Origin of the sequence: Nocardioides sp. (genome assembly GCF_030655615.1) — a bacterium.
In the GTDB taxonomy this organism is placed as follows: Bacteria; Actinomycetota; Actinomycetes; order Propionibacteriales; family Nocardioidaceae; genus Nocardioides.
The window spans coordinates 1-12623 of the sequence record NZ_JAURVJ010000046.1 but is presented as its reverse complement, the minus strand read 5'-3'; the positions used below and the strand labels follow the sequence as shown (position 1 = coordinate 12623).

Annotated in this window: 7 protein-coding genes; all 7 read right to left on the bottom strand. The window is 74.0% G+C overall.

Annotated elements, in window-relative coordinates:
* A partial coding sequence (locus tag Q7T52_RS04275) for a DUF3488 and transglutaminase-like domain-containing protein (protein WP_304799724.1) occupies nucleotides 1–1918 on the bottom strand: 1918 nt, incomplete at its 3' end.
* Nucleotides 1915–3036 (bottom strand): DUF58 domain-containing protein, encoded by a 1122-nt coding sequence (locus Q7T52_RS04270; RefSeq protein WP_304799723.1) that lies wholly within the window; start codon nucleotides 3034–3036, stop codon nucleotides 1915–1917. The genes Q7T52_RS04275 and Q7T52_RS04270, both read right to left, overlap by 4 nt.
* Nucleotides 3037–3083: 47 nt before the next feature.
* Nucleotides 3084–4073 (bottom strand): MoxR family ATPase, encoded by a 990-nt coding sequence (locus Q7T52_RS04265; RefSeq protein ID WP_304799721.1) that lies wholly within the window; start codon nucleotides 4071–4073, stop codon nucleotides 3084–3086.
* A 32-nt stretch (nucleotides 4074–4105) separates the two neighbouring features.
* Nucleotides 4106–6763, bottom strand: a complete 2658-nt coding sequence (locus tag Q7T52_RS04260; protein WP_304799720.1) for a hypothetical protein — start codon at nucleotides 6761–6763, stop codon at nucleotides 4106–4108.
* The gene (locus tag Q7T52_RS04255; protein ID WP_304799718.1) at nucleotides 6763–11088 is read right to left on the bottom strand and encodes an FtsK/SpoIIIE domain-containing protein; all 4326 of its coding nucleotides are present in this window, start codon (nucleotides 11086–11088) and stop codon (nucleotides 6763–6765) included. Before Q7T52_RS04255 ends, Q7T52_RS04260 begins: the two co-directional genes overlap by 1 nt.
* Before the next feature lie 269 nt (nucleotides 11089–11357).
* Entirely contained in the window at nucleotides 11358–11621 is a 264-nt protein-coding gene (locus tag Q7T52_RS04250; protein ID WP_140010383.1) for a hypothetical protein, read from the bottom strand.
* Nucleotides 11622–11669: 48 nt separating this feature from the next.
* On the bottom strand, nucleotides 11670–12623 hold a 954-nt coding region (locus tag Q7T52_RS04245; protein ID WP_304799713.1), incomplete at its 5' end, for a peptidoglycan-binding protein.

Sequence of the window (12623 nt, the reverse complement as noted above, 5' to 3'; positions counted from 1 at the left end):
GCTGCTGGGTGCGGATCATGTGCTGGCCATGATCGCGGTCGGCCTCTGGGCCGGGCTGGTGGGGGGCAGGGCGCATGCCGGAGAGGCGCATGGCGTCGACGACCTCGGCCCAGGCGCCGGCGGGGCCGCGGCGGGCGTGAGCGACGCGGCGGCCGGTGCGGAGCAGCACCAGGAGCACGAGCAGCAGCCCGAGGCCGGTGCCGAGGAGGATCGGGGCGGAGGGGCCGTCGAAGCGGTCCGCGGAGGTACGGCCGACGGCGTCGGAGGACTCGGGGTCCTCGGTCTCGGTGGTCGGGGTCGGCGGCAGCGGGATCGGGGAGCCGGTGTCGGCCTCCTCGGGGAGCCGGGGCTCGGTCGCCTCGATCGGGCGTGGACGCGTGAAGGTGTCGTCGTCGGGGGTGGGGGAGAAGGGCACCCAGCCGAGGTCGCGGAAGTAGACCTCGGCCCAGGCGAAGGCGTCCTCGCCGTGGATGACCCGGGTGCCGTCGTCCTGGGCCTCGCCGGGGCGGAAGCCGACGACGACCCGCGTCGGCAGGCCGTTGTAGCGGGCGAGGACGGCGAAGGCGGTGGCGAACTGTTCCGAGGTGCCGACACCGCCGCCGGGCTTGCCAGGCCCGCCGAGCAGGAACTGGTCGATGCGCCACAGGGCGGAGCCGGAGATGGCGGTCGGCGAGAGCTCGTACTCGTCGCGCACGAGGGCCTCGATGGCCGAGGCGCGCTGGTAGGGGGTCGCGGCGTTGGCGCCGACCTGGGCGGCGAAGTCGGCCAGCGGCTTGGGCAGCTGGGGGAGCTCGGTGAGGTCCTCGAAGCCGTCCTCGGGCACCTGCGCGGCGTCGAGCGACTCGGTCGGCGGGGCGTCGAAGGCGCCGGAGACCTCGTAGACGACCCCCTCGGTCTCGCCCTGCGAGAACAGGGTGCCGGTCGCGGGGTCGACGAGCGTTCCCTCGTGGGCCACCGAGAGTGGCGTCCCGGGGGCCGGGAGCCAGTTGCCGCCGAGGCCGGCGAACTCGACCTGCACGGTCGAGTCCTGGCGGTAGGGACCGGGCTCGAGACCGGTGCGGCCGTCGCTGCGGACCTGCTCGAAGGAGGTGGAGGAGGTCCACTGGGTGCCGTCGTACTCGTCGAGCACGACGAGCCGCAGCGGTACCTCGGGACCGCGGACCTTGAGCAGCTCGTCGCCGGGGTTGTTGGCCCAGGCGCCCATCTGCGTGAGGGGGTTGCTGGCGACGACGTCGACCGTCGGGGGGTCGACGAGCTCGCGCGGCTCGAACGCCGAGCCGACGGGCAGCGTCGCGAGCGCGGCCAGCGCGCCGACGCCGACCACCGCGACCGGGCCGGCGAGCGACAGCCGCTGCCGGACGGGCTCGCCGTGCTCGTCGAGGAAGACCCAGCCGAGCAGGGCCACGACGAGCATCAGCACGGCGACCAGGCCGGCCGGGTCGGCGGTGCCGGCGGTGAGCAGGACGCCCGCGACGTAGAGGACGGCGCCGCCGGCGACGGGCTCGACCCGCAGCCGGCTGTCGACCCGCAGGCCGACGAGGATCGAGACCAGCGCGGTCAGCAGCAGCGGGCCGACCAGCAGGTCGGCGCGGGCGGCGTAGGGCTGGGGCGCGGTCAGCAGCCGCGGGATGACGTCCTGGACGGTCTGCTCGAGGGACAGGTCGGCGCCGGTGGTGGCGAGGTAGGCCGCCATCACCGACAGCAGCACGATCATCGAGGTCGCGAACCACCTCGACATCCCGGCCCGGAGGGCGCCACGCAGCAGCAGGAGCGGTACGGCGGCCACGAGGGCGAACAGCAGCGAGATCGTCCAGCGGTGCCACGCGGTGGCCAGCACGAGCGCGCCGAGCAGGACGAGCGCGACCGGCCACACCAGCCGCAGCGCGCGACCGAGGAGGCTGTCGGTGTCGGCGCTCACCGGTGCACCGCCGCGTCCCAGGTCATCGCCAGCGACACCGACGTGGCGCCGCGCAGCACCAGCAGCCCGGCCTCCTGGTGGGCGCCGACGAGCGGCGACGGGTCGACGACGGCCAGGACCCGGGTGGGGGCCTCGCCGAGGGCCAGGCCGAGCTCGCGCAGGTCGGCACCGGGACCGGTGACGGCCACGGCGACGTCGAGGTCGCGGCTGTGCAGCTCGATCCGCGACAGCGAGCTGGTCAGGTCGATCTCGGCCAGCAGCCAGTCGAGGTCCTGGTGCTCCTGGAGCGGGCGACGGCTGACCGAGCCCGGCACCCGCACCTCGCGGCGGTCGCTGACGGTGTGGAGGCGGACGGGGATGCCGTCCTCGACGCCGCTGCGGCACAGGGCGGCGGCGATCTCGACGGCCTCCTCGAAGAGCCCGTCGTCCCCGAGGTAGGCCGACGCGCGGTCGTCGAGCAGCACGCACACGTGGGCCTGCGACGGCTCGGCGTCCTCACGGACCATCAGCGTGCCGGTACGGGCGCTCGTCGCCCAGTGCAGGCGGCGCAGGTCGTCGCCCATGGCGTACTCGTGCAGCCCGACGATGTCGGTGCCGCCCAGCTCGTTGGCCTCGTCGGCGCCGGTCAGGGCGCGCCGGTGGCCGGCCATCATCCCGCTCACCGGCACCCGGCGGGGCAGCACCCGGACCTGGTCGACGGTGCCGGACTCGGTCGAGCGGGCGGCCATCCCGGTCAGCCCGGCGAGCCGCACCTGGACGGGTCCGACGTCGACGAGGCCGCGGCGCGGGGTGGGGATCGGGTAGACGACGCGGGCACCGGGCTGGTCGGGGTCGACGTGGTCGGGCAGCACCACCGGCACCAGCGCGCCGTGCACGCGGTCGGCCACGTCGAGGCGGACCAGGCCGCGGCGGCGACGTCCGCGCACGAGCAGCCGGCCCTCGCACGGGGACTGGCGCACGACGACCCGCGGCTCGATGTCGCGGTCGACCGACACGGGGCGCGCGGCGATCACCGCGACGAGCTCGACGACGACGAGGGCCAGGAGGCACCCGCCCAGGCCGGCGACGAGGAGGTAGTCCCAAGCGAGACCGGCCGCGAGCAGCAGGAGGCCGAGCACGGACACCGCTCGTCCGCGCCCGGTCGTGCTCGCCCAGAGCAGGCCCATCAGCCCGCGTCGGGCTGCGGGGGCTGGACGGTCTCGAGCACCTCGTGGACGACGCCCTCGCTGGTGTGGCCGGCGAGCACCGCGTCACGGGCCAGCACGGTGCGGTGCGCCAGCACCGGCTCGGCGAGGCGCTGGACGTCGCTGGGCACGACGTAGTGGCGGCCGCGTGCGGCGGCGTAGACCTGGAGGCACCCGACGAGGGCCTTGAGCCCACGGGTGCTGACCCCGACGCGCACGCGGGGGTCGCGCCGGATCGTCGTACCGATCTCGCGGACGTAGCGCAGGATCGGGTCGGCCACGTGGAGCCGGGAGAGCTGGTCGGCGACGGCGGCGATCTCGGCGGGCGTGGTCACGGCGGGTACGTCGTCGACCATGCCGGCCGTGCTGCCCGGGCGCAGGACCTCGATCTCGTGCTCGGCGTCGGGGTAGCCCAGCGAGGTGCGGAGGAGGAAGCGGTCGAGCTGGGCCTCGGGGAGCCGGTAGGTGCCCTCGAGGTCGATCGGGTTCTGGGTCGCGACGACCACGAAGGGCCGGGGGACCGGGTGCCCGACGCCGTCGACGGTGACGGTGCGCTCCTGCATCACCTCGAGCAGCGCCGACTGGGTCTTGGCGGCGGCGCGGTTGATCTCGTCGGCCAGGACGACGTTGGCGAAGACGGGTCCCTCGCGGAAGCGGATCTGCCCGTCGCGGGGGTCGAACACGGTCGTCCCGGTGACGTCGCTCGGCAGCAGGTCGGGGGTGAACTGGATGCGCCCGACACGGCCGCCCATGGCGCGGGCGACCGCCCGGGCCAGCGTGGTCTTTCCGGTGCCGGGGACGTCCTCGAGCAGCACGTGGCCGCCCGCGAACGTCGCCACCAGCACCAGGTCGACCACCGCCCGCTTGCCGTGGACCGCGACCTCGACGGCGTCGCCGAGGCGCTGGTGGAGCCGGCCGAAGGCCGCGATCTCCTGCTCGCCGGGCGCGGTCGGGTTGATCAGGGCGGTCATGGTGTGGCTGCTCCTCGGCGTCGACGGGAAGGTCAGGGGATCGGGCAGACCTGCCCCGCGGGGCAGTTGGGGTCGGGCTCGACCGGGACCACCTGGGGCGTCTGCTTGGTGGTGAAGGTGTAGCCCGCGCTGGTCGCCGTGCCCCGGTCGTTCTGGGCCAGGAACACGACGCGGTGGTCGAGCGAGCCGGTGTCGGGCTCGTAGATCGTGCCGTTGTTGTAGCTCACCGTGACCGTGGCCGCGTTGCAGGCCAGCGGCAGCGCGGTGCCTCCGTCGAGGGAGTAGAGGCACGTGCCCGGGAAGCGCGCCCAGTCGGTGGGCGGCTTGAGCTTGAGGACGATCGACCCGCTGCCGTCGGGGGCGGCGTCGGAGGTCTTGGGGCTCGAGCCGTCGACGACCTGGCGGTTGCCGGCCGGCAGCGGCGGCGGGGGCTGGGCCGGGGCGACGCCACGGAAGACGCCGACCTGGCCCTGGCCGAGCTCGTTGCGGGCTACGACCGTCACCTCGTAGTCGCCGCCGACCTTGCAGTCGGCGTCGGTCTGGCGGCTGCAGGTCCACGTGAACTCGGTGCGGTCCTGGTTGCCGGGCAGCGTCTGGGTCTGCTGGCCGCCGTTGGTGGTGGTGATCGCGACGTCGTAGCCGGTGATCGACTTGCCGTTGGCGGTGGCGCCGGCCCACCGCACCTCGACGGCGAAGATCTCCTCGTTGTTGTTGCCCTTGTAGGCCGCCGTGCCAGCGACCTGGGGAGCCCCTGGCCGCGCGGTGGTGATGACCGTGTTGCTGGGGGAGGACGGCGCGACGCGGGAGCCGACCACCGCGGTCACGGTGAAGGTCGTGGCCACGCCGGGAGGCGCGTCGACGAACGACTCGCGCACCCAGCCCTTGAGGGGCTTGAAGGTCTGGCCGTTGCTCGCCCGGATGACGAAGGCGTCGGCCTTGGGGATCGCGGAGTGCCGCCAGGTGAGGCGGACCTGGCCCTCGGCCATGGCCTCGGCCGTCACGTCGGTCGGTGCGGTGACGGGCTGGCCGGCGCTGCCGCCGCTGCCTCCGCCGTTGCCGCCCCCACCGGTGGTGCCGCCGCCGTTGCCGCAGCCGCCCTTGCCCTTGCCGCCGCCCTTGCCCTTGGCGCTGGTCGTGGGCGGCGAGGTCGGGCCCGAGGTGGGGGACGTGGGTGCGGGCGAGGTCGGGGTGCCCTGGCCGCTCGGGCCGCCGTTGCCGGTGGGGCTCGGTGCGCCGGGGGTGGTCGGGTCGTCGCAGCGCGGCGGGGTGGCGCCGTTGCCGCCGCCGTTGCCGCCACCACCGTTGCCGTTCCCGCTGCCGGGCCCGCCGCCGGTGGTCGTCGGGGGCGGGGTGGACGGTCCGGGGTTGCTCGGGGCCGGGGGAGGACTGTCCTCCTCCTCGTCGTTGCCGCCGAGGTCGAGGAGGTCGTCGATCAGGTCCTGGGCGGGGTTCTGCGGAGGCGTGGTGCTCGACGTCAGGCCGTTGGCCGGGACGGCGTCGTCCTCACGGGTGATCGTGGTGGTGCTGCCGTCGTCGTGCACGACGACGCCTTGCGGGGCCCCGGGTGCGTTGATGATGAGGTTGTCGTCGTCGAGGATCAGCTCGGGGTCGTCGCTGCCCGGGGTCGGGATGTCCTTGTCGGCCCGGCGCCCGTCGGGACCGAGGCGTACGACGCGCCCCTCACCGATGCACGGGACGTAGACCCGGTCGTTGAACACCTCGGGGGTGCCGGGCTCGCCGCAGTCGATCGAGCCCATGTCGACCTCGATGATGCCCTCCGGTGTCAGCAGGACGACGTAGCCGTTGTCGGCCGCGGCGACCGGCACCAGGTCGGTCGGCGACTTCTCGGGGGCGTAGATCTTGCCGATCACCTTGGGGGCGTCGGCGGCGAGGTCGTGGTCGGTGCCGACCTGGGCGACCAGGCCCTGGTCAGGGCCGAAGACGGTGACGCCCTCGTCGTGGGCGACGAGCACGGAGCCCTCGCCGCTGCCGTCGACGGTCTCGCCGTCGTCGTCGTCGAACGCCATCCGCTCGGCGGACCAGGCGAGCCGGTGGAGGGTGCCGTCGTCCTCGAGGGCCCAGATGGTGCCCTTGCCGTCGACCGCCGCGTCGGCGAGCCCGGACGGCGCGACCCAGATGGAGCCAAGGGCCTCGGTCGAGCTGGGGTCCATCGCGGCGATGGTGGACTGCTCGCCGTCGACGAGGAACACGCCGTCGTCGTTGTAGATCGTGTCGACCGCGCCGCCGGTGCTGATGCGGCGCTGGCCCGACACGAGGATGCTCGTGAGGTCGAGGGCCAGGAGCCGGCCCGAGGTGTGGTCGGCGACGTAGAGCTGGCCGTTGCGCTCGGCGGTGACCTCGAGGTCGTCGCCGGGGTTGCCCACGACCTGCTTGACCTCGAGCTTCCCGGTGGCGGGGTTGACCTGGATGATCTGGCCGTTGGGCTCGTCGCTGAGCCAGGTCAGGCCGTCGGCCACGTCGACCGCGGTGCTGGAGATGCCCTGGCCGAAGAACACGCCGGCCACCAGGGAACCGGTCACCACCAGGACGGAGAGCTCGGCCGCGCCACGGGAGTGGCGGTCGCGGGAGCGCCCGCGCAGGCGGGCGGGCAGGAGCGCGTCGACGCGCCCCCTCCACGCGGACCGCCGCGTCGACGTCGTACGGCTGGTGCCCGAGCCCTGGCCTGCCATCACATCTCCTGTCCTGCGCCCTGATCTGCGACCTGTGCTGTCTGGAGTGCTGCGTCGTGCGGGTCCTGAGGTGCGGCGTGGACGACCTGGGCCACCCACGCGGTGCCGCCGTCGCACCACACCCCGCGTCCGGGTCCGGTGAGCGGTTCGGTGGTCTTGGTCGGGACCGACGCGCCGAGTGCGTCGCCGTCGGCCCACTCCGGGGTGAGGAGGAACCCACGCCGGTTGCGGCGGGCGGTCTCGACCAGGCCCTCCGGACCACCCCGGGCCTTCGCCTGGGCGGTGTCGGCCGTCACGACCACCCCGATCAGGTGGCTGTGGGTGCCGAGAACACCCAGGAGACGGTCCCGCGCAGTGCGGCGTGCTTCGTCGACTCCGACTCCACCATCCCAGAGATGTGCGTCGTCGACCATGACGAGCGCCCATCCGCCGTCGGAACGTTCCGCCAACCAGCGGTCGACCGCGGCGGCCGTGGACACGTAGTCGCGCTCGCGGATGACCGTCGGGGGACGGTCGCCGCGCGACACCAGGGCCTGCAGGCCGTCGAGGACGCCGGTACGGCCGGTGCGGGCACGACCGGCGACGAGCACCGGGCCGGCGAGCAGGTCGACCTCGAGGACGGCGACCGCGTCGGCGTCGACGGCGATGGCGACGCGCGAGCCGCGCGGGGCCGGGAGTGCGGACTGGTCGAGGCGGGTCGGCATCGGCGGGACCGGCGCGGTGGGCCGGCCCTGCGTGCGCGGCTGGAGCAGCCGGTTGATCGTCTCGATGCGCTCGGCCTGGAGCGGGGTGCCCGCGCCGCCGGTGGTCTGCACCTGCACGCTGCGCTTGCCGAGGAGGCCGGCGCCGGGGAGGCTGTCGTTGTCGAGCACGTTGCCGGGGACCCCGAGCATCAGGTAGTCGTCGTTGGTCGTCATCCGCAGCACGATGCGGCGCCCGAACGTGGAGCCGAGCGACGTCGGGACCCCGGTGCGACCGGGCGCGGTGGCGATCACGTGGATGCCGACCCGTCGTCCGTTCTGGAGCACGGACTGCAGCCTCTCCACGTGAGCCGGGGCTACACCTCCTCCGGTCTCCAAGTTTTCGACCATCGACGGGAGGTTGTCGATGAGCACGTAGACGCGGGGCAGCGCGGCCCCCTGGCGGGCCAGGTCGTCGATGTCGGCGCACCCGCGCGCCGACAGGGCCTGGGCCCGCTCGTCCATCGTGCGGCGCAGCAGCCGGATGAGCCGCATGACCCGCCCCAGCTGGGACTCCGAGACGATCGCCTCGACGGTCGGCACGCCGGCGATCGCGGCCAGGCCGCCGCCGGCGAAGTCGATGCCGTAGATGTAGGGCGCGACGCCGTAGGAGCCGAACGTGTCGGCGATCGAGGCGCTGAGCGCGGCCGAGCGCAGCAGCTCGGTCTTGCCCGAGCCGGACGCGCCGTGGACCAGGACGTGGCCGATCGCCGCGAAGTCGAGGGTGAGCTCGGGCTGGCGCTGGGCCTCCGGCTCGTCGATGCGGCCGATGGTGACCTGGCCGCTGGTGCGGCCCTCGGCGCCGGCGACCAGGGCCTCGACGTCGAGCGGCAGCTCGGACGGCAGGGCCGGCAGCCACGGCCGCTTGGGCGGGGTGGCGCCCGAGACCATGAACGCCTCGTTGATCGTGTGCACGCAGCGCTCGAGGTCGGTGCGGGGGTTGAGCCGCTGCTCGCTGCCGCCCAGGTCGAGGCCGGCGGTCACGGCACTGAAGGGGTTGACGACGACCGGGACCTCGGAGCCGGCCATCGGTTGCCGCGCCCCGGTCCAGGCCGACTGGACGAGCTCGGCCGTGCCGTGCCCGGTCCGGCGGATCCAGGCGCGGCCCGGCGTACGACGCGAGATGCGGGCGGCCTCGGGGCTGTCGATGACGTCGCGCGAGTCGTCGGCCGAGGACACGCGCAGCGAGATCCGCAGGTCGGCGTTGGCCTTGATGTTGCCGGTGACGACGCCCTGCGGGCGCTGGGTGGCGAGCAGCACGTGCATGCCGAGCGAGCGGCCGCGCTGGGCGATGTTGACCATCCCGTCGACGAACTCCGGCACCTCGGACGTCAGGGCGGCGAACTCGTCCACGCAGATGAGCAGGCTCGGCGGCGCGACGTCGGGACGCTCGCGCTCGAGCTGGACGAGGTCCTTGACGCCGTACTGGCCGAGCAGGTGCTCGCGGTAGTTGATCTCGGCGCCGATGGAGGTCAGTGCGCGCTGCACGAGCGCGGGCGTGAGGTCGGTGATGTAGCCGACCGTGTGGGGCAGGTCGGCGCACTCGCGGAACGCGGCGCCGCCCTTGTAGTCGACGAGCAGGAAGTTCATCCGCGAGGCCGGGTTGTTGAGCGCCAGCGAGCAGAGCAGGGACTGCAGGAGCTCGCTCTTGCCGGAGCCGGTGGTGCCGGCGACCAGGCCGTGCGGGCCGTCCTCGCGCAGGTCGATGGTCGTGACGCCGTCGACCCCCGAGCCGATCTGGGCGCGCAGGCCGCTCGACTGCTGCCAGCGCCGCGAGACCGCCGCGACGTCGTCGAGGTCCTCGAAGTCCGAGCTCAGCTCGGGCAGCCGGACGATCGAGGGGATGGCGGTGCTGGGCGGGAGGACCGCCGCCTCGTCGACGTACGCCGTCATCAGGCGGGCCGCGCGCCAGGCCTGGTCGAGCGAGACCGCGTCGGGGGTGTCGATGTGGGCGATGCCCATCCGGTCGGCCTTGCCGACCTCGCCGGTCGCGAGGTCGATGCGCAGCGAGGTGGCGGCCGGGACCTCGGTGGCGTGGCGGCCGAGCCAGACGAGGTGGATGCCGCGCTCGGCGGCGACCGCGGCGACGGCCTCGATCGTGCGTCGCGCGATGCCCGCGTCCTCGTCGACGAAGCAGATGGTGTGGCCGCGTCCGGTGTCCTCGGTGACGAGGTGGTCGAGCAGGGCGGTGGCGGCGCGGGCGCCGACGGCGACCGGGGGCTCGCCGCCCAGGCGGCTGGTGGCGTGGGGGAGCCAGCGCAGCCAGGCCTCGTGGCCGGCGCGGGCCCGGCCGAAGCAGCCGGCGACGCTGACGTCGGTGGGGGAGTGGTCGAAGGCGAGGCGCAGCATCATCGAGCGGACCAGGCCGTCGACGGCGTGCGGGTCGCCGGTGATGGCGATGAGCGGGTGCTCGGTGAGGTCGGCGAGGACCGGCATGTCCTTGAGCTCGTCGCGCTGGCGGAACTCCTCGGAGACCTCGCGCCGGGTGGCGCGGTCGCCGCCGTCGGTGATCGCGCCGCGCAGCATGGCCGGGACGGTGCCGATGCCGAGCCGGGTGACGAGGAAGGCCTGGCGGGTCTCGGAGCGGGCCCAGAGGTAGGGGTCGCGCGCGGCGGCGCGGGTGCGGAGGATCTCGTCGTCGGGGTAGTCGTCGTTGAACTGCTGGCGCTGGCGGACGGCGTGCTCGTCGATCGCGGTGATGAAGTCGTCGACGTCGGCGCGCCAGTCGGCGAGGTCCTCCTGGAACTGCTTCTCCGCGGCGCGCTTCTGCTGGCGCCAGCCGAGGAAGCCGAGGACCGGCCAGGCGAGCATGTAGATGATCGCGTAGGCGCTGCGGGCCCGCGCGAAGAGCGCGACGCCCATGATCATCGGGAGCATCAGCATCGCCCACGGCATCGGCGAGGGCCGGGTCTTGGTGGGCGGCGACGGGATCTCGAGGACGTCCTGGGTCAGCGGGTCGCCGAACCGCGGCGGCCGGAAGACGGAGACGGCCGGGGCCTCGGTGGGGACCTCACCGGCGTCGATGACCAGGGTGCTGCGGCCGAGGCGGATGGGGGTGCCCCAGTCGATCTCGCGGCCGGTGACGATGCGCTCGCCGCCGACGAGGGTGCCGTTGGCCGACCCCTCGTCGTACACGGTCGGGCGGGTGCCGAGCACGATGCGGGCGTGGCGCTGGCTGACGAGCGGGTCGGTGAGGCGCAGGGTGCACGAGGAGCCGCGGCCGAGGGTGAGTGAGCTGCCGCGCACGTGGAGTCGCTGGCCACGGTCGGGTCCCTCGGTGACGCGCAGGACGGCGCGCGGGCGGGCCGAGCTGGAGACACGGGTCAGCCAGGACGCCGGCGCGGTGACGACGTCGAGCAGGTCGCCGGTGCGCAGCCCGCACTCGGACACCAGCCGGTCGGCCGGCCACGGGTGGCCGCCGTCGACGGGCACGAGGAGCAGGTGGGCCTGGTCGGGCGCGACGTGCTGGCCGATGGCCCGCGCCAGGTCGGCGACCGTCGCCTCGCCGCGCGCCTGCACCGCGACGTCGACCGACGGCAGGCCGGTCTCGGCGGCGGTCCGGAGGCTGAGGGTCCAGCTCTGCATGTCGGCTCCTCGGGTAGGGACGGGCGATCGGTCTAGACCAGTGGGGCAGGAACGGCGACGGCCGCCGAGGGGGAGTCCCTCAGCGGCCGTCGATGGTGCGGTGGCTGGGCCCGATCCGGGCCACAGCACCCGAGTCACCCGTCCTGTCCCTCGCGCCGAAGGCGCGTCTCGCAGGACTGGTGGCTCGTCGTACGAACGTGGGCGGGCCTGTCCGTACGGAGGAGAAGGTCAACGCGCGCAGCGCACGATGCCTTTCGGAGGCCGAGGGCCTAGTTGGAGACCTGCTCCTGCTCCTGCGCCTGGTTGTTGATCAGGGTGGAGAACTCCTGGAGCGACTGGGTGACCTTCTGGAGCATGGTCACGTAGTCGCTGCTCCACGTGTCGCGGGTGCGGTCGGCGTCGGGTCCGATCCAGTCGAAGCCCTGGATGACCTGGGTCATCTTGCCGCTGAGCGCCTCGAGCTCCTGCGAGCCCTGGTTGATCTGCTGGGACGCCTGGCGACCGGCCTCGACATCCATACCCTTCATGGCCATGGAACTGCTCCTTCTGTGGTTGAACTACTGGTTGGGGTGGTGGGTGCTTCAGTTGCCGCCGGCGCCCATGCGGGCCCGGACGTGTGCGGTGGCCTCTGCGGCCGTGATGACGCCGTTGCCGTTGGCGTCGAGCTCGCGGTTGGGTCCGTAGGACCGGTCGCCGCGGGTGAAGAGGGCGTCGTCGCCCGACTGGGGGCTGCCCGAGAGGATCGAGGTGTAGACGCTCTCGAGGTCGTTGAGCCGGCCCCGGTGGGGCTCGAAGTAGCGCTCGACGTAGGTCAGCTGCTCGGTGGGCGTCATCTGGGCGAGCTCGCCGGTGGTCGTGCCGAGCCCGCGGGCCGTGGAGTCCATGAACTGGATGAGGCCGGTGGCGCTGCTGCGCGGGTTGCGGACGTCGCTGGAGAACTGGCCTCCGGTCTCGAAGCTCATCGCGGCCATGATGTGCTCGGGCCGGGCGCCGAGCCGCTGGGACATGCCCTCGACCTGGCGCAGGAACTCCGGGGTGACGTTGGGGTTGCCGCGCACGCCGGTGATCTGGTTGTAGTCGTAGCCGGTGGGCGAGGTGTAGCCCTGGCCGGACTGCACCGGGAGCGGGTGGTCGGCGCGGTAGGCGTCGTAGGCGGCCTGGGTGTGGGAGCCCCAGGCGCCGTCGGCACCCTGGGTGTCGTAGCCGGCCGCGGTGAGCCGCTCCTGCATCTCCTTGACGCCCTCGCCGCGGGAGCCGCGGCCGTTGCTGCTGGCGAGCTGGTCGATCTTGGCGTCGCTGCCGCCGCCTCCGCGGCTGGCCAGGGCCGCGCCGCCGAGCCCGAGGGCCGCCGCACCGCCCGCGATGCCGGCCGCGGCGCCGTAGGACGGACCGCCGTCGGAGGCGGCACCCGTCGGGGTCGCCGTACCCATGGCGCCGGAGGAGCCGAGGGACTCCGCGCCGGGGGCCGCGCCACCGAGACCGCCGTCGGCCACCGGGCCGCTGTGACCGCTCGGGTCGCCGCCGATGCTGCCGCC

Bases quoted from the DNA above. Each gene is read 5' to 3' on its own strand.
- Q7T52_RS04260 (WP_304799720.1), bottom strand. From the start codon at position 6,763: ATGGCAGGCCAGGGCTCGGGCACCAGCCGTACGACGTCGACGCGGCGG.
- Q7T52_RS04255 (WP_304799718.1), bottom strand. From the start codon at position 11,088: ATGCAGAGCTGGACCCTCAGCCTCCGGACCGCCGCCGAGACCGGCCTG.
- Q7T52_RS04250 (WP_140010383.1), bottom strand. From the start codon at position 11,621: ATGGCCATGAAGGGTATGGATGTCGAGGCCGGTCGCCAGGCGTCCCAG.
- Q7T52_RS04265 (WP_304799721.1), bottom strand. From the start codon at position 4,073: ATGACCGCCCTGATCAACCCGACCGCGCCCGGCGAGCAGGAGATCGCG.